General features: G+C 75.6%; 15 protein-coding genes and 1 tRNA gene. 7 read left to right on the top strand and 9 right to left on the bottom strand.

The features are described from left to right. The first annotated feature begins 196 nt into the window (after positions 1 to 196). Both AB0953_RS26885 and AB0953_RS26880 read left to right on the top strand, forming a co-directional pair. A complete protein-coding gene (locus AB0953_RS26885) occupies positions 197 to 1588 on the top strand; it encodes a glutamate decarboxylase (protein ID WP_366862136.1) in 1392 nt (463 codons plus the stop codon). A gap of 18 nt (positions 1589 to 1606) precedes the next feature. Continuing rightward, positions 1607 to 2449 carry a hypothetical protein gene (locus AB0953_RS26880; RefSeq protein WP_366862135.1) on the top strand — a complete coding sequence of 281 codons (843 nt, stop codon included), beginning with the start codon at positions 1607 to 1609 and terminating at the stop codon, positions 2447 to 2449. 89 nt (positions 2450 to 2538) lie between these two features. Here the strand turns inward: AB0953_RS26880 and AB0953_RS26875 are convergent, their stop codons facing one another. The 4 genes from AB0953_RS26875 to AB0953_RS26860 form a co-directional block, all read right to left on the bottom strand. Then, a complete protein-coding gene (locus AB0953_RS26875; protein ID WP_366862134.1) occupies positions 2539 to 4992 on the bottom strand; it encodes a Helicase associated domain protein in 2454 nt (817 codons plus the stop codon). A 115-nt stretch (positions 4993 to 5107) separates the two neighbouring features. Continuing rightward, positions 5108 to 6850, bottom strand: coding sequence for a sigma-70 family RNA polymerase sigma factor (locus AB0953_RS26870; RefSeq protein ID WP_366862133.1), 1743 nt, complete (start codon positions 6848 to 6850; stop codon positions 5108 to 5110). A gap of 162 nt (positions 6851 to 7012) precedes the next feature. Beyond that, positions 7013 to 8308, bottom strand: a complete 1296-nt coding sequence (locus AB0953_RS26865; RefSeq protein ID WP_366862132.1) for a serpin family protein — start codon at positions 8306 to 8308, stop codon at positions 7013 to 7015. Between the two features lie 67 nt (positions 8309 to 8375). Next, positions 8376 to 8927, bottom strand: coding sequence for a hypothetical protein (locus AB0953_RS26860; RefSeq protein WP_366862131.1), 552 nt, complete (start codon positions 8925 to 8927; stop codon positions 8376 to 8378). Positions 8928 to 9049: 122 nt separating this feature from the next. Here AB0953_RS26860 and AB0953_RS26855 point away from each other — a divergent pair. Then, positions 9050 to 9126 (top strand) — tRNA-Trp (locus AB0953_RS26855). Between the two features lie 357 nt (positions 9127 to 9483). On the opposite strand, the gene AB0953_RS26850 is transcribed toward AB0953_RS26855, so the two are convergent. Next, positions 9484 to 9885, bottom strand: coding sequence for a VOC family protein (locus AB0953_RS26850; RefSeq protein ID WP_366862130.1), 402 nt, complete (start codon positions 9883 to 9885; stop codon positions 9484 to 9486). 160 nt (positions 9886 to 10045) lie between these two features. After that, positions 10046 to 11656, bottom strand: a complete 1611-nt coding sequence (locus tag AB0953_RS26845; protein WP_366862129.1) for a N,N-dimethylformamidase beta subunit family domain-containing protein — start codon at positions 11654 to 11656, stop codon at positions 10046 to 10048. A gap of 139 nt (positions 11657 to 11795) precedes the next feature. On the opposite strand from AB0953_RS26845, the gene galT reads away from it, so the two are divergent. From galT to AB0953_RS26830, 3 genes are all read left to right on the top strand, one after another. Continuing rightward, complete coding sequence (galT, locus tag AB0953_RS26840) at positions 11796 to 12845, top strand: galactose-1-phosphate uridylyltransferase (RefSeq protein ID WP_366862128.1); 1050 nt, start codon at positions 11796 to 11798, stop codon at positions 12843 to 12845. Continuing rightward, entirely contained in the window at positions 12842 to 14014 is a 1173-nt protein-coding gene (gene galK, locus AB0953_RS26835; RefSeq protein WP_366862127.1) for a galactokinase, read from the top strand. Before galT ends, galK begins: the two co-directional genes overlap by 4 nt. A gap of 98 nt (positions 14015 to 14112) precedes the next feature. Further along, complete coding sequence (locus AB0953_RS26830) at positions 14113 to 15069, top strand: aldo/keto reductase (RefSeq protein WP_366862126.1); 957 nt, start codon at positions 14113 to 14115, stop codon at positions 15067 to 15069. 16 nt (positions 15070 to 15085) lie between these two features. On the opposite strand, the gene AB0953_RS26825 is transcribed toward AB0953_RS26830, so the two are convergent. From AB0953_RS26825 to AB0953_RS26815, 3 genes are all read right to left on the bottom strand, one after another. Continuing rightward, positions 15086 to 15829 (bottom strand): carbonic anhydrase, encoded by a 744-nt coding sequence (locus AB0953_RS26825; RefSeq protein ID WP_366862125.1) that lies wholly within the window; start codon positions 15827 to 15829, stop codon positions 15086 to 15088. 216 nt (positions 15830 to 16045) lie between these two features. Next, the gene (locus tag AB0953_RS26820) at positions 16046 to 16903 is read right to left on the bottom strand and encodes an ABC transporter permease (RefSeq protein ID WP_366862148.1); all 858 of its coding nucleotides are present in this window, start codon (positions 16901 to 16903) and stop codon (positions 16046 to 16048) included. 5 nt (positions 16904 to 16908) lie between these two features. Next, complete coding sequence (locus AB0953_RS26815) at positions 16909 to 19719, bottom strand: alpha/beta fold hydrolase (RefSeq protein WP_366862124.1); 2811 nt, start codon at positions 19717 to 19719, stop codon at positions 16909 to 16911. Positions 19720 to 19916: 197 nt separating this feature from the next. Here AB0953_RS26815 and AB0953_RS26810 point away from each other — a divergent pair, with 197 nt between their 5' ends. Beyond that, positions 19917 to 21494 (top strand): ATP-dependent DNA ligase, encoded by a 1578-nt coding sequence (locus AB0953_RS26810; RefSeq protein ID WP_366862123.1) that lies wholly within the window; start codon positions 19917 to 19919, stop codon positions 21492 to 21494. Positions 21495 to 21506: the final 12 nt, after the last annotated feature.

Raw genomic sequence — 21506 nt, 5'->3', positions numbered from 1 at the left:
TGCCCATAGAACAAGTTGGCGGAATATTGCCCTCCCTAGGGGGATCGGGGGGTCGGGGCAGGAAAACGTCCGGTGATCGTCTCATCGGCCAGTAATTTCTTTTGCGGTATGGGGGTGGCTATGGAGGGGCTCACATGGCAGAGTCGGCCGGAACTCAAAGCCGGGTTCGCGCCGTTTCGTCACCTATAGTCCGGACATGGCTCTTCATGAGACGAAGGACAACCGCGCCGACGACGCCGAAACGGACGTGTTCGCGACCGCCCTCAGCGGCCATGTCCTGCCCAAGGACCGGATCCCGGAGGACCATTCGCCCTCCGAGGTGGTCTACGAGCTGATCCGCAACGAGCTCCTCCTCGACGGCAACGCGGCCCAGAACCTGGCCACCTTCTGCACGACCTGGTCCGACGACGGCGTGCACCGTCTGATGAACGAGTGCCTCGACAAGAACATGATCGACAAGGACGAGTACCCGCAGACCGCGGAGATCGAGTCCCGCTGCGTCAACATCCTGGCCGGCCTGTGGAACGCCCCGCCCGGCACCGCCGCCACCGGCTGCTCCACCACCGGCTCCAGCGAGGCCGCCATGCTCGGCGGCCTCGCCCTCAAGTGGCGCTGGCGCACCCGCCGCCAGGCCCAGGGCCTCCCCGTGGACCGGCCCAACCTGGTCTGCGGGCCGGTGCAGGTGTGCTGGGAGAAGTTCGCCCGCTACTTCGACGTCGAGCTGCGCCAGGTCCCGCTGGAGGAGGGCGCCACCGGTCTGCTCCCCCACCAGATCGACGCGTACGTCGACGAGAACACCATCGGCGTCGTCGCCATCCTCGGCGTCACCTACACCTGCGACTACGAGCCCGTCGCGGACATCTCCGCCGAGCTCGACCGCATCCAGGCCGCGCGCGGCCTGGACATCCCGATCCACGTGGACGCGGCCAGCGGCGGCTTCGTCGCGCCGTTCCTCCACCCCGACGTGGTCTGGGACTTCCGGCTCCCGCGGGTGGCCTCCGTGAACACCTCCGGGCACAAGTACGGGCTCGCACCGCTCGGCGTCGGCTGGATCGTCTGGCGCACCGCCGACCTGCTCCCCGCCGAGCTGGTCTTCGACGTCGACTACCTGGGCGGCGACATGCCGACCTTCGCCCTCAACTTCTCCCGCCCCGGAGGCGAGGTCATCGCCCAGTACTACCTCTTCCTGCGCCTCGGGCGGGGCGGCTACCGGCGCGTCCAGCAGGCCTGCGCCGACACCGCCCGCTACCTGGCCGGCGAGATCGCCGCGATGGGCCCCTTCACCCTCCTCTACGACGGCCAGGGGGCCCTCCCCGCCGTCTCCTACCGGCTGACCGACCCGCAGGGGGCCGGCTTCACCCTCTACGACCTCTCCGACCGGCTGCGCATGCGCGGGTGGCAGGTGCCCTCGTACCCGCTGCCGCCCGCCCAGGACGGCACCGTCATCCAGCGGGTCCTGATCCGGCACGGGGTGACGCGGGACCAGATCGCCCTGCTGGCGGAGGACCTGCGCCGGTCGGTGGAGCACTTCAAGACGGCGCCCCCGCCGCCCCTGGCGGAGGCCCCCCGCTCGAGCTTCCACCACTAGACGGGCCGGGCCCGGCCCGTGGCAATGCCCGAGCAACGCGTCGAGGGCGCGGGACCGTTCACCACCCGGCTCACCTGGAACCCTCCCGAAGGCCGAACGGTGGTGTGGGAGTCGCGGCCCGCACGCAGGCGGGGCACGCTGACGGTCCGCGGCCCCGGTGACACGCCCGACCGGTCGTCACCGGCCGACGACGAGGCCCTCGGCCGCCTCCGCAGGCTCAACGCCGTCGCCTCGGGCGCCTTCGTGACCGGCGGGGCGCTCTTCGCCCTCGGCGCCGCGATCTCCCAGTTCGGCGGGGGCGATGCGGTCGAGAGCACCTCGGTCTACTTCGCGGGCGGCCTCTTCTTCAACACCGGGGGCTACGTCTCGCTCCTGCAGGTACTGAACGCGCCCCGCCACTCCACTGAGACCGGTCGGCTGGTCACCTCGGACTGGAGGTGGTGGGGGTACGAGCCGCTGCGCCTGGACTGGCTGAGCACGTTCGTCCTCTTCCTCGGGACGCTCGTGTTCGGCGTCAACCTCGTGGACTCCTTCCTGCAAGGACTCACCACCCGGCAGGTCGACCGGCTGGTCTGGGCCCCCGACGTGGTCGGCTGCGTCCTGTTCCTCATCTCGGGCCACCTGGCGTCCATCGAGATCTGCCACCGGTTCCGGCCCTGCCTGCGTTCCCGCAGCCTCGGCTGGTGGGTCGTCGCCGTGAACCAGCTGGGGTCGGTGCTCTTCATGGTCGCGGCGCTGGCCGCGTTCACCCGGCCCGCGACCGGAAGCCCGGTCAACACCGACATCGCCAACTGGGGGACGCTGGCGGGCGCCCTGTGCTTCTCGTGCGGCGGCGTGCTCCAGGCCTACGAGCGCCCCTGAGGGACCTGTCCGGCGGGCCGGGGCCCGGGGCGAACCCGGCCCGGAGGGGCGGGTCCAGGGCACGCGGGCCCGGCCCGGGCGGGGGTGGTTCAGCCGGGCGCCGGCCAGCGCATGCCGAGGGCGTCCAGGGCGGCGACGCGTTCGGGGGTGAGCGTCCGGGCGCGCGAGCGCTGGTTGGCGATCCAGGCGCCCAGGCGCAGCTCCCGGCCGCCGACGCGCTCCACGTGCGTGCGGGGGACCCGCAAGTGGCGTTCGCGGGCGTGGAACTGCCGGGCCGCGGCCAGGTGCTCCGCCCACTTCTCGGCCTGCGAGCGCCGCGGCCGCGGCCGTTCGGCCTCGGCGGCCCGCGTCACGCCGAGCACGTGCTCCAGCAGCCAGCGCTGCGCCCACGACAGCCGGTCCCACCCCAGCCGCTGGGCCCGGACCCACCGGCCGAGGTCCTCGCCCTGGACGACCGCCCCGCCCGGGGCGAGCGGGAGCCGGCCGCCCGCGTCCAGGTGCACCCGGGTCAGGTGGAAGGCGCGCTGCCAGGAGACCTCCCAGGCCGGGCACCACGATGCGTCGATGGCCTCCAACGCCTCCCGGCGCTCCTGCGACAGCGCCCCGGCCCCCTCCCGGCGGGCCGCCGCCCGCTGGTTCTTGACCCAGATCCCGACGGGCGCCCCGTGCCAGGTGGCATCCGCCGGGGGCAGCAGGTGGCCGTGTTCCGCGGCCCAGGCGCGGGCCGCGGCCAGTCCCTCCTCGAAGGCCGTGTCGAAGTGGCTCCACACCATGCCGAGGGCGTCGAGCTCCGCGACGCGCTCCCGGCCCAGCTGCCCCCGGCGGTGGCTCCGGCGGGCGTCCGCGATCCACTGGCCGAGCGGGAACCGGGCCAGCCCGGCAGGCCAGCCCTCGGCCTCCGCGCGGGTGCCCGAGGGCACCCTGAACGCGAACGGCACCCTCAGGTCCCCGGCCGCCGCCGCATAGAGGCGGGCCGCCTCCACCCCGCGCCGCCAGTGCTCGTGCTCCGGGTGCAGCACGCGCAGCCGGATGAACGCCGCCAGCAGGGCCGGATCGCGCGGAGTGGAGAAGCTCAGCAGCGACTGCGCGCTGCTGCGCAGACCGGCCCCCGCCACCGGCTCCGCCCCCCGCGGCCGACTCGGCGCCTGCTGCTCGGCCAGCGACTCCACCAGCCGGGTGTCGTGCGCCCGCAGCGCCTCCAGCAGCCGGGCGAGGTCCCCGTACGAGCGAGACGTCAGCATCGACTCCGGGGTCTCGCCGGGCCCCAGCAGCACCGGCACCACCAGCGAGGCGACCTTGCCCTCCCCGGGCCGGATGCGCAGGGCCCGCCCGACGGCCTGGACCAGGTCGGGCATGGACCCGCGGACGTCCGCCCAGAAGACGGAATCGCACTCCTTGGTGTCCACGCCCTCGCCGAGCACCCGGACGCTGCCCAGGAAGGCCTTGTCGGCCACCCCGTGCGCGGCGAACTCGTCCAGCACGCGCCGCCGGTGGGCGGCCGAGTGCTGGCCGCACAGCCAGTCCGCCCAGACGGTACGGGGATGCCCCGGCCCTGCGGCCGGGCCGGCCCCGGCTGCGGTGCGCAGCCGCCGGGCGACCGCCGGCAGCCCCGCCGCGAAGGCCTCGGCCTCGCGGGTCAGATGGTGGAAGACCAGGGTCCGCCGGAACCCCTGCCCGGCGGCGGCCGTCAGCAGCGCCGCCTGGAGCGCCGCCATGCGGGCGCCGCGCACCGCGTCCGACCGCCCGTCGGCGCCCACCAGCACGGCCGCCTGGAAGGCGGGGTCGCTGACGTCGACGCAGATCACCCGGTACGGGGCGCAGATCCCCCGGTCGATGGCCTCGGCGAGGGACAGGGTGTGGCAGCGCGCCCCGAACGGGCCGTCCGGGTCGTCCTCCATGGACGCGACGAGCGCGCCCCGCCCCCGCGCTCCCCCCGCTTCCCCGCCGTCCGACTCCTCGCCGTCCTGCCACACGCGGGGCGTGGCCGTCAGGTACAGCCGCCGGACGGACGGGATGCGGGTGTTGTCGTGCACCACCGCCCAGGGCTTGCCGATGCGCCCGGAGGTGCGGTGCGCCTCGTCGACCACGATCAGGTCCCAGCCCGGCAGCCCCTCGTGATGGGCGCGCTCGATGGTGCCGAGCCCCAGGGAGGCGTACGTGGCGAACACGGTCAGCCGGTCCGCGGCCCGGGCGCCCCAGTGGGCCAGCCGGGCCGGGTCGGTCGTCGCCGGCAGGCCCGCCTCCTCCTCGCGCAGCGAGCACACGGCGAAGGACCGCCCGCCCCGGCCGCCCTCCCGCCAGGCCGCGACGGTCTGCACCAGCAGGTCGAGGGAGGGCACCAGCACCAGCACGCGCCGGGCCCCGAGCTCCTCGGCCGAGCGCACCGCGACGAGTGACTTGCCCGAACCCGTCGCCATGATCACCTGGGTGCGCAGCCCGGCCTCGGGGACCCGGCCGCCCGCAGGCAGCTCCAGCGCGCGCACCACGGCGTCGACGGCCTCGCGCTGGTGCGGTCGCAGCTCCTTGCGGGCGGTACGGGCCACCTCGCCTCCCTGATCTGCTCGTTCGGCTCCAGCTCCTATCCTGCCCCGCTTTTGAAGCAAACGAGGCCGGTCGGGCGGAGAAACGCCGGGGCGGCTCCGTGTCACCCGTGCGCGGTCACATGCGCGCGCCGAAGTTCTGCGTCCACCAGGGGCCGCCCGGGCCCTCGTGGATGCCGACGCCGATGTCCTTGAAGGAGCAGTTGAGGATGTTCGCGCGGTGGCCGGGGCTGTTCATCCAGGAGTCCATCACCGACTCCGGCGACTGCTGCCCCCGGGCTATGTTCTCGCCGTACGTCGACCAGCGGTACCCGGCGGCCGTCGTCCGCTTCCCCGGGTCGGCGCCGTCGGGGTTGGTGTGCGAGAAGAAGTTCCGGGCCGCCATGTCGTCGGAGTGGCCCTGGGCCGCGGCGCGCAGCTGCGAGTCCTCCTTGAGCGGGCCGCAGCCGGCCTTCGCCCGCTCGGCGTTGACCAGCGCGATCACCTCGCCCGCCTCCCCCTTCGGGGGCGCCGGAGCCGGGGCCGCGGGCCGGGGGGCCGTCTTCGACGCGGTCGGCGTCGGGCTGGGGCTCGGGCTCGCGGCGGACGGGCTCGGCGAGGCGGAGGCTGAGGCGGACGGGGACGGGGAGGCGGACGCGGAGGGGGAGGCCGGGTCCGACGGCGAGGCGGCAGCGGACTCGGGGGCCGACAGGTTGTTCAGCGGAGCGGCCGGCGCGGCGCTGCCGCCCTTGTCGCCCGAGCCGGGGAAGCCGCCGAGGTAGGCGAGGCCGCCGCCCGCGACGCACGCGGCGATCACCGCACCGCCGACGGCGCGGCGCCGGTTCTGCCGGCGCTTGCGCAGCATGCTCCGGCCGCCGCCCGGCGTGCCGTCGGGCAGGCCGCCCTGCGCCGAGACGGTGGGGCTGAGCTGCGTGACCGCATCGCTGAAGCCGCCGTCGCCGTGGGCCGTGCCACCGGCGCCCGTACCGGCGTGACCGCCGCCGAAGCCCGCGGCGCCGCCGCCGGCTGCGCCGCCGGCGCCCCCACCGGCCGGCGCCGCGTACGCCGCACCGGCCGGGACCATGCCGGCCGAGGCCGCCGACCGCACGGCCGCCAGCAGGGCGACCGAGACCGGGACCAGGGCCAGGCCGGCGAGCAGCCCCTCCGCCGGCAGCAGCCCGCTCCACAGGCCCGAACACCGCATGCACTCACGCGCGTGCCGGGCTATTCGCTTGCGCCACAGCGTCGACGGCCGGCCGTCCCAGCCCGCCGTCAGCGCCCGCAGCTCCTCGCACGGCGGCTGCGCCTCCAACGCCCGTTCCACCACGCGCGCCGACTCCAGCTGCGCCTTCATCCGCTGCACCCGGACCGCCGTGTGCTGCGGCGACAGCTCCACGGCCGCCGCGACCTCCGCGCGCGTCAGCTCGCCCGCGCACTCCAGCCACCACAGCGACAGCAGCGCCCGGTCGTCCGGCTCCAGCCAGCGGGTCGCACGGGCCGTCTCCCGCCGCTGCCCTTCCAGCTGGAGCCGTACGACCGTCAGGTCGGCGAAGTCCGCGCCCGGGTCGGCCAGCTCCCAGGCGGCCTCCAGACCGCTCTCACCGGGGGCGGTGCGCCGGGCCTGCCAGTACGCCCGGACCCGGTTCATCGCGATCGCCACGAGCCAGGAGCGGAAGCTCTCGTCGGTGCGCAGGGTGCCCAGCCCGTCGAGCGCCCGGAGCATCGTGTCCTGCACCACGTCGTCGACGTCGACGGAGCCGTTCAGCGCGCGTCCGACGATGTTGTACACCAGCGGCAGGTAGCTGCTGACCAGCTCGTCCTGCGCGCGGGGATCGCCCGCGCGGGCTGCCGCGACCAGCGCTGCCGTGTGCTGTGAAGTCATGTGAGGTTCCCTGTCCGTACCGGCGGTCGATGATGCCCGATACCTGGGAGACCGTCGAGCGCAGGCCGGATAACACTTATCCGGAGGAAGTTTTCGAGAAAATCTCCGACGGCCCCCACAGCAGCGGTACCAGGGCCCGGCCATGCGCCGCCTCGGCAGGGCTCACCGGGCCTCCTCCGCCCACCGGGCCTGCTCCGCCGCCCACTCCGCGTCCGCCGCCTCCTCCTCGGCCCGCTTCATCCACTCCTCGTACTCGGGCCTCTCGTCCACGTACGGCAGGGGGTCGGTGACCCATCCCGCCGCGAGCACCAGGCGGGAGGTGCGGTGCACCGCGAGGAAGCCGAAGGGCCGGTCGAAGCAGACCTCGGCCTGCCGGGTGCGGTAGCGGTACCGGGAAGGAGCCGCCGCGCCGGGGTACGCCGCGACGGCCGTCACGGCCGCGGCCTCGAAGCCCTCGGCGTCGAAGCGGGCCACCGCCGACTGGCGCGCCGAGCCCACGGCCAGCGGGGCGGGGCTGATCCCCGGGAAGTGGCCGGCGTCCGTGTCGGAGGCGGAGGCGAGGCCGAACAGGCCGGGGTGGTCGAGGAGATCGTGCTCGGCGGCCACCTCGAAGGCCGGCGTGGTGATGTGCAGGTACGGCTCCGGATCCGGCGACAGGACACTCCGGATGCGCAGCCCCGGACCCGGATTCCCCTCGGGCAGCAGGCTCGCGCCGGTGGCCGTGAGGGCGCGGGAGGCCACGGCCGCTCCGGCGGACAGGACCCGGCCCGGCGGGGCGTCGGGGGCGCCCAGCACCAGGTGGACGTCCACGCCGCCGTCGCCCACCACCTCGAGGAGCGTCACCGGGCCCGCCGGGGTCGCCGCGACGCGGACCCGGTCCAGGAGGGTGGTGCTGCGGTGCAGCGCGATCAGGGCCCGGCCCGCCCAGGGGCCTTCGTACGGCTCGACGGTCCCGGAGCGGAAGGGCCGGATCCAGCGCAGCCGCTGGGTCAGCGCCGAGGCGAGCACCAGCTGGATGTGCGCGGGCGGTGAAGGGAAGTCGACCGGCATCCGCTCGATCAGGCCGCCCGTCTGCTCGGCGGCCCAGGCGTCGAGGGCCTTGCCGTCGGTGTCGGGGTCGCCGGTCAGCAGCCCGCGGGCGCCGTCGGGGAGCGCGTCCAGCCACCGCTGCTCCAACGGCAGGTCCCGCAGGGCCCACAGGCCGGTCGCCGCCTGCAGGCCCCGTACGCCGGACAGGTCGCCGAGGAGCTCGCGCGCGGCCGCGGCCGCCGAGTCGGCGGATATGCCGAGGGCTTCGGACAGCTCCTCGCGGGCGGGGCCGGCCGCGCCGTCGGCCAGGAGGGCGAGCAGGGGCCAGACCCCCACGGCCGTGAGGACCGTTCCGGTGTCGCCGGTGACGGCCTGTTCGGCCCAGCGTGCGGTGAGCCGGTTGACCGCACGGATCGTCGAATTGCGCATGATCGGGAGGGTAACGGCCGCACGCCGCAGGGCCGCAGCCGATTTCGCCGGTCACGGCACGAGGACACTAGGACAGGCTCCAGTGGCCCACGTCGTCGGCGAGGCCGCCGTTGAGTGCGAACTGCGCGGCGGCGGGCCGGGCGTCCTGCGGCAGGCGGAAGGCGACGAAGCCGAGCGCCGAGCCGCCCGGGCGGAGGGTGACGGTGTCCGGGAAGGCCGGGCCCGCGGTCGTCGCGGCGTCGGAGCCGGTGAAGCGGTGGCCGTCGGCGTCGAGCAGGTGCGCGGCGCGGGCGGGGGAGTCGTGGTAGACGGCGGATCCGGTGTTCTCCAGCCGGAACTGCACGGCCACGAGCCGGTCGGCTGAGACGGGCACCGGGCCCGCCGGGGTCGCGGGGTCGACCACGCGGGTGAGGGTGACGTCGAGCCGCTCGCCGGGCCCGTTCCCGGAGAGCGAAACGGTCTCTCCGGACCCGCCCGGCTCGGCCGGGGCAGCCGGCCCGCCCGGGCCGATCGCCGCACCCAGCAGCGCCGGGCCCGCCAGCACCAGGGCCGCGAGGACACCCGCCAGCCGCCGCCGCGCGCACCGCCGCGGCGGCGGGGCACCCATCAGCCGACGCATGGCGGAACCTCCCGCTCGGGCCGCCTCCCCTGCCCACGATCCTCCGCGGCCCCGGCCGCCGCCACCGCGCGGGTAATCGATTGGATCTACCGGCCCCGGCATGGCATGGTTGGTCCCGCCGAAGGGGTGTAGCTCAGCTGGCCAGAGCGTCGGTCTCCAAAACCGAATGCCGCAGGTTCGAATCCTGTCGCCCCTGCCATGTGAGCAGGTGGTTCGCAGAAGATGGCCCGAGCCGGAGCAACCGGCCCGGGCCTTCTTCGTGTCTCCGTTTACTGTCACGTCGTCAGGGCGCACCGGGGGCCCACGTGGTGCCCCCTGACCCCGCCGCCCGGTCCGGCGTCCCCGCGTGCACCCGGTCCGGGCTCACGTGGATGGTCGGCTTCGGCGGCTCGGCCTTCGCCGGGCTCGGCCTCGCCCTGGCCGTCGGCGCCCGCTCCTACACCCGCCGGACCCGGCCGGTCTGCCCGAGGCCGGGGTCTTCGAGCCGAGGGGCGGACGGGCCGGAGGGGTCCGGCGGGCGACGCCGGGCCCCTGCGGCCGCGCCGGCTGCAGCCCGCTACCCGGCCGCGGGCTCCTGGTACCCGTACGGCCGCGTGATGATCTCCAGCGCGTGCCCCGACGGGTCCAGGAAGTAGACGCCGCGCCCGCCGTCGTTGTGGTTGATCCGGCCCGGGTGCTTCTGGTACGGGTCCGCCCAGTAGGGGATCCCGGCCGCCTCGATCTTCGCGAAGGCCCCGTCGAATTCCGCCTCGGAGACCAGGAAGGCGTAGTGCTGCACGGCGATGGGCTCACCGGGGGCCGCGGTCGCGAAGTCCAGGGTGACCCCGTTGCCGGTTTCCACCGGGACGAAGGGCCCCCATTCGGCTCCGACCCGCAGGCCGAGGACGTCCGCGAGGAACTCGGCGGACTCCCGGTTGTTCCGGGAATGGACGATCGTGTGGTTCAGACTGACTGACATCTGTGAATGCCTCCGCAAGGCACATCACGGGCACCTCCATGCCTCACCCGGTCGGTGACCGACACGCGATGCCGTGATCACGATCCTATGCACGGCTGCGGGAGCGAGTCCACCCCCGCCGGGTCCGCCCCGTCCGCCCCGGCGGTGTCCCGGCCGCCGGTCAACTCCCGTACACCGCCTGTACGTTGTCCTGCGCCGGGTGCGTCCGCCCGGCCGGGCCCGCCGCGAACACCCGCAGCAGGTTCTCCGTCACCCGGGTGGTCAGGGCGCCCGCTTTCGCGTCCAGGCCGTGGTTGGCACCGCTGCGCCCGTCACCCGTCGCGTCCAGGGCCTCCACCCACCGCATGGTCCCGGTCGCGAACACCCCCGCGCCGCCCGGCACCGTGTAGTACGCCGTGTCCTGGTGGCTGGGCCGGCCCTCGCACACGACCGGCGAGTGGGCCAGGATCTCGATCGGCCGCGGGGTCGGGAAACCGGTGTTGACCCTGTCGTACTCGATGCCCACCAGATGCGCGAACCGGTCGCCCGCCTTCACACCCGTCCCCTCGAACAGCCAGTGCTCGGGGCGGGTCACGACGTACGGGGCGTCCACCGGGTAGCCGTCGTAGATCACGCCGAGCAGCGAGCTCTCCGGGTCGGCGCCGGGCGCCGAGCGGAAGTCGACGGTGGCCGGGTGGCCCCGCCGGAACCCCGGGTCCTGGTCGTAGGAGGACTTGTAGCACACGACGGTACGGTCCGGCCCGAGCTCGGAGGGCTCCAGCCGGATCCGGCGGAAGCAGCAGTTCGCCCCCATGATCGCGATGTTGGTCCCGGCGTCGCGGGCGGCCGTGAAGTGCGCCCGCTGCTCCGGCGACCAGTACTCGTCGTGGCCGGGCGACAGCACCGCCGCGGCCCCCTCCAGCAGCCGCTTCTCCCGCGCCACGTCGGTGGTCGTCGCGTAGGCCAGCGGTATGCCGAGCCGCTCGGCGAGGGCCAGCAGCGGAGCCTCGTACACCAGGAACAGCCCGGCGCCGTCGTCGTAGTCGTAGGGGCGGTCGAAGGTCACGGCCAGGGACCGCGTGCCGTACCCGCCGTTCGGGCCGTCGTAGCTGCCGTAGCCGCCCCACCGGTTGTACGCCTGCCAGGTCGCCACCGCATTGACCAGGACGGTGCGCCCCGCGGTGGCCGCCGACCGCACGGTGACCGGCACGAACCGCTGGCCCTCGCCGCCCTGCGCGTCGAGCCGCAGCAGGTAGCACCCCTCCGGCCAGCCCTTGGTGTCGACCGTGGCCGTACGGGGCCACCGGGTGCGCACCATCCGGGTCGCGGGGTCCACCGTGTGCTCCGGCTGCCGCACGCCGGGCAGGGCTTCGGAGCGCCACACCAGGCGGGCGCGGGCCCCGCCGTACCAGCCCATCCGGTACGCGGAGACGGTGAACCGGGGCGCTGTGGTGGAGACGTGCAGGCCGAAGGAGTCGCCGGGCAGCACGCTCACCCTGTCGGCGAAGCCCTCGATGGCGCGGGCCGGCCCGGCCTTGGCCACGTGCCAGTCCGGGTTGCCCGGCCTGGCGTTCTCGGCCTTGACGTCGAAGCCGCCCGGTACGCCCCCGTCCGCCGAGGCGCGGGCACTCGGGCCGGTGCCCTGCCCCGTCCCGTGCGGCCGGCCGGCGTCCCCGTCCGCGCAGCCGGCCACGGCCCCGAGCCCGGCCAGGGCGGCCGCCCCCGTCGCGATCGTGAGGAACCGCCTTCTGCCTGCCGATTCGCCGTGCCCGGGCGCGTGCTCCTGATCCATGAAGGGCACGTTATGTCACCCCTGACGACCGCCCTTCACCAGATCGTGTCCACGGCCCGTGATCCGCGCCACGACCGCTCGCCCGGCCGCATCCCGGCCCGCCCGACCCGCAGCCGCCCGGGTGAGAGAGGCTGTGCACGTGAAGCGAACCAGCACCCGCCTGGCCGACGGCCGCGAGATCCTCTACTACGACACCGGCGACGGCGCCGCCCGCGCGGTTCCCGACACCCGACCCCTCGACGCACCCGCCGCCGGCTCCGAGGTGCGCCGCGACCCGCTGCTCGGCGACTTCGTCGTCATCGCCTCCCACCGCCAGGGCCGCACCCACCTGCCGCCCGCCGACGCCTGCCCCCTGTGCCCCTCCACCGAGGGCCGCGCGAGCGAGATCCCTGCCCCCGACTACGAAGTGGCCGTCTTCGAGAACCGCTTCCCCTCCCTCGCCGGCGACACCGGCCGCTGCGAGGTCATCTGCTTCACCCCCGACCACCGCACCTCCTTCGCCGAGCTCGACGAGGAGCGCGCCGCGCTGGTCCTCGCCGCCTGGAGCGACCGCACCGCAGAACTCTCCGCCCGCGAGGGCGTCCGACAGGTCTACTGCTTCGAGAACCGGGGCGCCGAGATCGGCGTGACCCTCGGCCACCCGCACGGCCAGATCTACGCCTTCCCCTTCATCACCCCCCGCACCACCCGCATGCTGGCCACCGTCGCCGCACACCGCGCCCGCACCGGCGGCAACCTCTTCGAGGAGGTCCTCGCCGCCGAACGCGCCGAACCCGCCGAGGGCAGCCGGGTCGTCCTCGCCGGGGAGCACTGGACCGCCTTCGTGCCCTACGCCGCCCGCTGGCCGTACGAGGTCCACCTCTACCCGCACCGCCGCACCGCCGACCTCACCACCCTGGACGACGCCGCCCGCGCCGAGTTCCCCCGCGTCTACCTGGAACTGCTGCGCCGCTTCGACCGGCTCTTCGACCGGCCGGAGCCCACGCCGTACGTCTCCGCCTGGCACCAGGCGCCGGTGGCGGGCGAGGGGCGCGCCGACTTCGCGCTCCACCTGGAGCTGTTCACGGTCCGGCGCACCGCCGACAAGCTCAAGTACCTGGCCGGCACCGAATCCGGGATGGAGGCCTACATGAACGACGTCCGGCCCGAGGACGCGGCCGCCCGGCTGCGGGAGGTGGCGAGCCGGTGACCGCGCCCCGTACCGCCGACGCGTTCCGCCGTCTGTACGGCTCGGCGCCCGAGGGCGTCTGGGCCGCGCCCGGCCGGGTCAACCTGATCGGGGAGCACACCGACTACAACGACGGCTTCTGCCTGCCCTTCGCCCTGCCGCAGCGCACCCTGGTCGCCGCCTCCCGGCGCACCGACGGGCTCCTGCGGCTCCACTCCGCCGACGTCCCCTCCGGCGTCCTCACCCTCCGCCTCGCCGACCTCGACCCGGCGCACCCGCCGCAGGGCCCCGACAGCTGGGCCCGCTACCCCGCGGGCGTGGTGTGGGCCCTGCTGGAGGCCGGCCTACCGGTCAGCCCGCTCGGCGGCGCCGACCTGCACGTCGACTCCGACGTCCCGGCCGGGGCGGGCCTGTCCTCCTCCGCCGCCCTCGAAGTGGCCACGGCCCTGGCCCTGACCGACCTGTACGGCATCCCCGTCACCCCGACCGAGCTCGCCGCGCTCGCCCGCCGGGCCGAGAACGCGTACGTCGGCGTGCCGTGCGGCGTCATGGACCAGACGGCCTCGGCCTGCGCCACCGCCGGACACGCCCTCCACCTCGACACCCGCAGCCTCGCCCGGCAGCACATCCCCTTCGACTGCGCCGCCGCCGGACTGCGCCTGCTGGTCATCGACACCCGCGTCAAGCACGACCTCGCCGACGGCGCCTACGCCGAGCGCCGCGCCTCCTGCCACGAGGCCGCCGCCGCCCTCGGACTGCCCGCCCTGCGCGACCTGCCGTACGCGGACCTCGACAGCGCCCTGGCCCGCCTGACCGACCCGGTGCAGCGCCGGCGGGTCCGGCACGTCGTCACCGAGAACGAGCGGGTCGTACGGGTCGGGGAACTGCTGCGCGCCGGACGGCTGCGCGACGCCGGGCCCCTGCTCAGCGAAGGGCACGCCTCCCTGCGCGACGACTACGAGGTGTCCTGCCCCGAACTCGACCTCGCCGCGGCCACCGCCGAGGCGGCGGGCGCGTACGGGGCCCGGATGACCGGCGGCGGCTTCGGCGGCTCCGCCCTGGCCCTGATCGACGCGGACGCCGAGGAGGCCGTCGCCGGGGCCGTCGCGCAGGCCTTCGCGCGGGCGGGCCACCGCCCGCCGCGCATCACCGCGGCGGCCCCGGCGGCGGGAGCGCACCGGGTGCGGTGAGCGCCGCACCGCGCCGAAAGGAGCTGTGCAACCGCTGTGTCTAGACTGGCGGTTCGGTCAGTGATCACGAGCCGGACGAGTGTGGAGGACACCCCCGCATGCGCTATCTCCCCCTGGGCAGTTCAGGTCTGCAGGTCTCCGCCGTCGGCCTCGGCTGCAACAACTTCGGCGGCCGGCTCGACGCCCGCGCCACCCGCGAGGTCGTCGACGCCGCCCTCGACGCCGGTATCACCCTCCTCGACACCGCCGACATCTACGGCGCCGGCGGCGGCTCCGAGCGCCACCTCGGCGAGGCCCTCAAGGGCCGCCGCGACCAGGTCGTCCTCGCCACCAAGTTCGGCTTCGCCGGCTTCGACATGGGCTACGGCCCCGCCGCCGGGGCCAAGGGCGGCCGGGCCTACGTCCGGCGCGCCGTCGAGGAGTCCCTGCGCCGCCTGGACACCGACCACATCGACCTCTACCAGCTGCACACCCCCGACCCGGCCACCCCCGTCGCCGAGACGCTGGCCGCGCTCACCGAGCTCGTCGCCGAGGGCAAGGTCCGCTACGTCGGCCACTCCAATTTCAGCGGCTGGCAGCTCGCCGAGGCCGCCCACGTCGCCCGCGAGACCGGCGCCGCGCCCTTCGTCTCGGCACAGAACGAGTGGTCGCTGCTCCAGCGCTCCGCCGAGGCGGAGCTCATCCCGGCCGCCCGCCACTACGGAGTCGGCGTCCTGCCGTACTTCCCGCTCGCCAACGGGCTGCTGACGGGGAAGATCCGCCGCGGTGCGCCCGTCCCCGCCGGATCCCGGCTGGCGGGGCGCGACGACTACCTCACCGAGGAGCGCCTCGACACGGTCGAGGCGCTGGCCGCCCTCGCCGACCGGCACGGCCGCAGCCTCCTCGAACTGGCCGTCGGCTGGCTGTCGGCCCAGCCCGGCTGCGCCTGCGTCATCGCCGGGGCCACCTCCGCCGAGCAGGTGCGGGCCAACGCGGCGGTCGCCGACCGCCCGCTCGAGGCGGACCTCCTGGCCGAGATCGATGCGGTCACCGCCCCCGCGGGCGCGCGGACCTGAGACGGGGGCCCGGGGCTCAGGCCGGGGCGCCCGACAGGACCTCGACCCGGCCCGTGTCCAGCGAGTAGTAGGCGCCGACGACGGCCAGGGCGCCCTTCTTCACCAGCGGCCCCAGGTCGGCGTTGGCCCGCAGGCCGTCCGCCGTGATCCGGATCTGGTTGCGGATCGTGGTGTCGACCGGGTCGCTGCCGGGGTTCTTGACCGTCTCCCGGTAGGCCGGCACCAGGGCGGTGGCGATGGCCTGGAGGTTGCCGGGCAGCGAAGTGCCGTTCTTCATCGACTTGTACGCCGCCTCGATGGCGCCGCAGCGCTGGTGTCCGAGCACCATGACGAGCGGGGTGCCGCCCGTCATGGGGCCGTACTCCACCGAACCGGTGACCACCGGGCCGACCGCCTGTCCGCCGGTGCGCAGCACGTACAGGTCGCCGAGACCCGTGTCGAAGATCAGCTCGGGCGCCACGCGGGAGTCGATGCAGGACAGGACCACCCCGTACGGGTTCTGCGCCTGGGCCACCAGCTCGCGCCGCTCCGGGTCCCGGTCGGGGTGTTCGAGCTCGCCGCTCACCCAGCGCTCGTTCCCGGCCATCAGCCGGGTGTACGCGGCCTTCGGCGTGGACGGGGGCTCGGGCGGCGCGGCCGCGGCGGCCTTCGGGGGGCTCTCGGAGGAGCATCCCGCCAGCACGGCGGCGGCGGCCGCCGCCGCGGCCGCGAGTCCGCCGGTCAGCACGGCCCTGCGGGCCGGGAGTCCTGCTGGGTCCATCGGTCCTGTCCCTCGCTGTCGCCGCCCGCCTCGCCGAGGCCGGTCCGACCGCGATTGTCCGTGCGGCGGGGCGCACCCCGGCCCCACCACACGCGGCCGCGCACCGCGTTGCCACGAACGGCCCATGCCGCGGCAACGCTTCGGGTGAGCGGACGGCTGAGGGTGGCGGAGGGCTGCGGGTGAGCGGACCGGCTCGGGCGAGCGGGCGCGAGGCCCTCAGGACACGATGTCCTTGCGGGCGAACCCGCGGAACGCCAGCGCGCACAGCACCAGCGCGTACGACACCGACACCGCCGCCCCCTTGACCATGCCGCCCCACTCCAGCTGCGGTTGCAGCGCGTCCGCCCAGGCGAACTGCCAGTGCGCCGGCAGGAACTCCCGCCACGACCCGAGCGCCGTCACCGCATCCAGCACATTGCCCACGATGGTCAGGCCCACCGCCCCGCCGACCGCGCCCAGCGGCGCATCCGTCCGCGTCGACAGCCAGAACGCCAGCCCGGCCGTGACCAGCTGCGAGACGAACACGTAGGCGACCACCAGCGCGAGCCGCCCCACCGCGTCCCCCGCCCCCAGGACCCCGCCCGCGGGCAGCTTCAGCGGCCCCCACCCGTACGCGGCGGTGCCCGCCGCCAGCGCCACCACCGGCAGCAGCACGATCGCGGCCAGGCTGGACCCGAGCGCGACCACCAGCTTGCTCCACAGCAGCCGCGCCCGCGGCACCGGCGAGGCCAGCAGGTAGCGCAGCGAGGACCAGCTCGCCTCGGAGGCGACCGTGTCCCCGCAGAACAGGGCCACCGGCACCACCAGCAGGAACCCCGCCGACACGAACAGGCAGGTGGCCGCGAAGTTCGCGCCCGAGGCGGTCGCGGTGTCGATGAACGAGATCCGCCCGTCCCCGCCGCCCCGGCCGCCCTCCCGTCCGCCGCCCACCGCAAAGGCGATGATCATGACGAAGGGCAGCGCGGCCAGCACCCCGCCCATCACCAGCGTCCGCCGCCGGCGCCACTGCCGCAGCGCCTCCACGCGCAGCGGCAGCGTCCGGCCCGGCCGGTAGCCCGGGGCGACCTCCGCCATGGCGCTCACGCCGTACCTCCGATCAGCGTCAGGAACGCATCCTCCAGCCGCCGGTGCGGCCCCACGCCGCTCACCGGCACCTCCAGCCGCACCAGTTCGGCCACCAGCCCCGCGGCCGTCGCCCCGTCGAGCCGTACGAGCAGCCCCTCCTCGCATGCCACCGCGGACTCCACTCCCTCCAGCGCCGCCACCTTCGCGACGGTCACCTCCTCGACGGGGCCCTCCAGCGACACCAGCAGTGCGTTCCCGCCGCCGGTGATCTCGCCGACCTCGCCCGCCTGCACCAGCCGCCCGCGGTCCATGACCACCAGGTGGGTGCAGGACTGCTCCACCTCGGACAGCAGATGGCTGGAGACGATCACCGTCCGGCCGCCGGCCGCGTACCGGATCATCACGTCCCGCATCTCCCGGATCTGCGGCGGGTCCAGACCGTTCGTCGGCTCGTCGAGGATCAGCAGGTCCGGCAGGCCGAGCATGGCCTGCGCGATCGCCAGCCGCTGCCGCATGCCCTGGGAGTACGTGCGCACCGCGCGCTCCAGCGCATCGCCGAGCCCGGCGATCTCCAGCGCCTCCGCCATGTGCGCGTCCTCGGCGGGCCGGCCGGTGGCCCTCCAGTACAGCTCCAGGTTGGCCCGCCCCGACAGGTGCGGCAGGAACCCGGCCCCCTCGACGAAGGCCCCGACCCGCGACAGCACCAGAGACCCGGGCCGCACCGGATGCCCGAACACCCGGATCCCGCCGGCGTCGGGCGAGATCAGGCCCATCAGCATCCGCAGCGTGGTGGTCTTCCCGGCGCCGTTCGGTCCGAGCAGCCCCAGCACCTGCCCCTTCTCCACCCGGAAGGACAGGTCCCGTACCGCATAGCGGTCCTGCGCCTTCGCGTACCGCTTCGTCAGGCCCGTGATGTCCAGGGGCACCTCGGCGAGCGCCGGGTCGGGCTGTGCCCCGTCCGCCGCCCGCACCCCGCCCCGCAGGCCGCCGCGGCCGGGCCGGCGGGCGCCCAGCAGCGCCGCGGCCAGCAGCGCGGCGCCCAGCGGCAGGGCCCACGTCCAGGCGGGCAGCCCCGCGGAGGCGGTCCGCACCCCCTCGGCGACCGGGACGGCCAGCGGGCCCTTCAGGGACACCGTGTACGAGGCCGGGGCGGCGGGTGAGGCGTAGCCCAGGTCGGTGGCCGACACCACCAGCCGCAGCCGGTGCCCGGCCTGCACGGCGTGGTCGACGGCCGGCAGCCGCAGCTCCACGTCCCGGCCCTGCCCCCCGGCGTCCGCCACCCGCACGGGCGCGACCAGCTGGTGCGGCAGCACGGCCTGGCGCCCGTCCGGCCCGACGTCGTACACCTTCGCGAACAGGACGGCCGAGCCGTCGGCGGCCGTGGACCGCACGTGCAGGGTGACGGCCGGCGCCCCGGTGATCCGCACATCCTCGGCCAGCGGCTCCGACTCGAACCGGGCGTGCTGCCCCGGGAAGTCCGTCGACAGCCCGGCCCCGAAGGCCGCGAGCTGCCCGCCGACCCCCGGTACGGAGGACAGCGCGGCGGGGGTGCCGCCCGCCGGGTTGGCGAAGGTCTGCTCCCGCTCCCGGGCCGCCAGCGCCAACGGCCTCGGGTCCGCACCGAGGCCGGGGTAGCGCTCCCCGGCCGCGCCGCGCAGCCGCACCGCCCCGTCGGTGGAGTCGATGCCGCCGGAGCGCGAGACGCGGAAGGCCGGGCCGGTGTCCGCGCCCTCGTCGCGCTTGAGGTACCGGTCGAACCAGGCGGCGACCCGGTCCTCGACGCGGCGGGCCTCGCGCATGCCGCCGTCGTGGCCGCCGGCCGCCCAGTCCACGGCCACGGGCGCCCCGTTGGCGGCGATCGCCCGGGCCATCGCATCGGCCTGGTCCAGCGGGAAGAGGGAGTCGTCCTGGCCCTGCACGATCAGCGCCGGCACCCGGATCCGGCCGGCGACCGCCGACGGGCTGCGCCGCTCCAGCAGGTCACGGGCCTCGGCGTCGGGCGTCCCGGCCGCCGCGACGCGCTCGTACATGGCGCACAGCTCCGGCTGGAACCGGCCGCAGGCGGTGGCGCTGCCCGCACCGGCCGCCCCCGCCGCAGCGCCGCCCGCGCCCGCGGCAGCCGGGCCGTCCGAGCCGGCTGGAGCAGGGCCGTCCGGATCGGCGGCGGCCGGGACGCCCGGGGCCGCCGTCCCGCCGGCCGAACCGGTGGTGAAGAACAGGCCCGCCCACAGCTTCTTGAACACCCCTTGCGGGAACAGGGAGTCCGCGAGGTTCCAGTACGTGATCTGCGGGGCGATCGCGTCGACCCGCCGGTCGTACCCGGCGGCGAGCAGCGACACCGCCCCGCCGTACGAGGCCCCGGCGACCCCGACCCGCGGATCGCCCGCACCGTCCAGCTGCACCTCGGGCCGGGCCGCGAGCCAGTCGACGAGCCGGGAGACGTCCTTGACCTCGTACGCGGGATCGTTCAGCCCGATCTGCCCGCCGGAGCGGCCGAAGCCGCGCGCCGACCAGGTCAGCACCGCGTAGCCGTCGCGGGCCAGCCGCTCGGCCTGCGCGCGCACGTCGTCCTTGCTGCCCCCGAAGCCGTGGCCGAGGAGCACCGCGGGACGCCGTCCGGGCCCTCCGGCGGTGAACCAGGAGGTGTCGATCCCGGCGCCGGGCATCCGCAGCACCCGGTCCTCGCGGTGCACGGCCGGCTCCCCGCCGGACGCGCCCGCCGTCCAGGTCCCGGCCCCCGCGACGACGGCGAGCGCGGCGGCGCCGGCGAGCAGGCGGCTTCGGCGGCGCCGGGGCAGCCGCGGCTTCGGCAGTCGGAGCGTCATACCCCGAACCCTAGACGCCGCCCCCGCGCCCGCTCAGCGCCCCGAGGCGGAGCCGCCCACCTCCTTGAGGACTACGGCCGCCGTCCCGGCGTACCGCGCCCGCGGTATGCGCGCCGCCGTGCACGCGCCCGCCGTCTTCGCCCCGCCCTCCACGCGCCCGACCTGCGCGCACCGCCCGGCGGCGGGAGGATGTCGGCATGCTGCTCGCCGAGGTCGCGCGCGTCTCCCGGGAGGTCGCCGAGACCTCCGCCCGGTCCCGCAAGACCGCCCTGCTCGCGGAGCTCTTCGCCGCCGCGCCCGCCGCCGAGGCCGCGCTGGTCATCTCGTACCTGGCCGGACGGCTCCCGCAGGGCCGGCCCGGCCTGGGCTGGAGCTCCCTCGGCCGGGAGGTGGCCCCCGCGGACCACCCGACCCTGGGCGTCGCCGAGGTCGACGCGGCGGTGGCCGCACTCGCCGCGGTCGCCGGTACGGGATCCCAGGCCGAGCGCCGCCGGATCCTCGACGCCCTGTTCGGCGCTGCCACCGCAGCCGAGCAGCGGTTCCTGCGCAGCCTGCTGTCCGGAGAGGTCCGCCAGGGCGCCCTCGATGCGGTGGCCCTGGAGGGCGTGGCCGCGGCCGCCGGGGTACCGGCCGCCGAGCTGCGCCGCGCCGTGATGCTGGACGGCTCGCTGCCCCGGGTGGGCGCCGCGGTGCTGGCCGAGGGCCCCGACGCCCTCGGCCGCTTCACCCTGCGCGTGGGGCAGCCCGTACAGCCGATGCTGGCCCACACGGCCGCGTCGGTCGCCGAGGCGCTGGCCGCGCTCGGGCCCTGCGCGGTGGAGGAGAAGCTCGACGGCATCCGGGTGCAGGTGCACCGCGACGGCGAGGAGATCCACGTCTACACGCGCTCCCTGGACGAGATCACCGGCCGGCTGCCCGAGGTGGTCCAGGCGGCGCGGACCTTCGCGGGCGACCGGTTCATCCTGGACGGCGAGGTCATCGGGCAGCGCGCGGACGGCCGACCGGTGCCCTTCCAGGACATCGCGAGCCGGGTCGGGTCCCGCATCGACGTCGAGACCGCCCGCCGGACCCTGCCCGTCACCCCGTACTTCTTCGACGTGCTCGCCGCGGGCGGGGACGTCCTGCTGGACCGGCCCGTCCGCGAGCGGTACGCGGTCCTCGCCGCCCTGGTGCCCGAGGAGCACCGGGTCCGGCGGCTCGCGGTGGAGGACCCGGCGGCGCAGGCGGACGCGGCCGAGGAGTTCTGGGCCGAGGCCCTGCGCCGCGGGCACGAGGGCGTGATGGCCAAGTCCCTGGAATCGGCGTACGCGGCCGGCCGGCGCGGCCGCCACTGGCTCAAGGTCAAACCGGTCCACACCCTGGACCTCGTCGTCCTCGCCGCCGAGTGGGGCCACGGCCGGCGCACCGGGTTCCTGTCGAACCTGCACCTGGGCGCCCGGGCCGCCGACGGCACCTTCGCCATGCTCGGCAAGACCTTCAAGGGGCTGACCGACGAGATGCTGCGCTGGCAGACGGCCCGGCTGCGCGAGCTGGCCGTCCGGGACGACGGCTTCACGGTCCGGGTACGGCCCGAGCTCGTCGTGGAGATCGCCTACGACGGGCTCCAGCGCTCCCCGCGCTACCCGGCCGGGGTCGCGCTGCGCTTCGCCCGGGTCCTGCGGCACCGCCCCGACAAGAGCGCCGACCAGGCCGACACCGTGGAGACGGTCCTCGGCGGACCGGCTCCCGGCGCGAGGGACGACGGCGCTGGCGGCGGCACCGGCGGAGGATCCTGAGACGGCCGGAAC

The sequence above is a fragment of the Streptomyces sp. NPDC046866 genome, from assembly GCF_040704625.1.
Taxonomy (GTDB): Bacteria; Actinomycetota; Actinomycetes; order Streptomycetales; family Streptomycetaceae; genus Streptomyces.
Note: the sequence above shows the minus strand (reverse complement) of the source record. Positions and strands in the feature narration are given on the sequence as shown.

What these genes read in the sequence shown, in the direction of transcription:
- AB0953_RS26885 (WP_366862136.1), top strand. Translation starts at nt 197, where the DNA reads ATGGCTCTTCATGAGACGAAGGACAACCGCGCCGACGACGCCGAAACG.
- AB0953_RS26870 (WP_366862133.1), bottom strand. Translation starts at nt 6,850, where the DNA reads ATGACTTCACAGCACACGGCAGCGCTGGTCGCGGCAGCCCGCGCGGGC.
- AB0953_RS26865 (WP_366862132.1), bottom strand. Translation starts at nt 8,308, where the DNA reads ATGCGCAATTCGACGATCCGTGCGGTCAACCGGCTCACCGCACGCTGG.
- AB0953_RS26860 (WP_366862131.1), bottom strand. Translation starts at nt 8,927, where the DNA reads ATGCGTCGGCTGATGGGTGCCCCGCCGCCGCGGCGGTGCGCGCGGCGG.
- AB0953_RS26850 (WP_366862130.1), bottom strand. Translation starts at nt 9,885, where the DNA reads ATGTCAGTCAGTCTGAACCACACGATCGTCCATTCCCGGAACAACCGG.
- AB0953_RS26845 (WP_366862129.1), bottom strand. Translation starts at nt 11,656, where the DNA reads ATGGATCAGGAGCACGCGCCCGGGCACGGCGAATCGGCAGGCAGAAGG.
- AB0953_RS26830 (WP_366862126.1), top strand. Translation starts at nt 14,113, where the DNA reads ATGCGCTATCTCCCCCTGGGCAGTTCAGGTCTGCAGGTCTCCGCCGTC.
- AB0953_RS26825 (WP_366862125.1), bottom strand. Translation starts at nt 15,829, where the DNA reads ATGGACCCAGCAGGACTCCCGGCCCGCAGGGCCGTGCTGACCGGCGGA.
- AB0953_RS26820 (WP_366862148.1), bottom strand. Translation starts at nt 16,903, where the DNA reads ATGGCGGAGGTCGCCCCGGGCTACCGGCCGGGCCGGACGCTGCCGCTG.
- AB0953_RS26815 (WP_366862124.1), bottom strand. Translation starts at nt 19,719, where the DNA reads ATGACGCTCCGACTGCCGAAGCCGCGGCTGCCCCGGCGCCGCCGAAGC.
- AB0953_RS26810 (WP_366862123.1), top strand. Translation starts at nt 19,917, where the DNA reads ATGCTGCTCGCCGAGGTCGCGCGCGTCTCCCGGGAGGTCGCCGAGACC.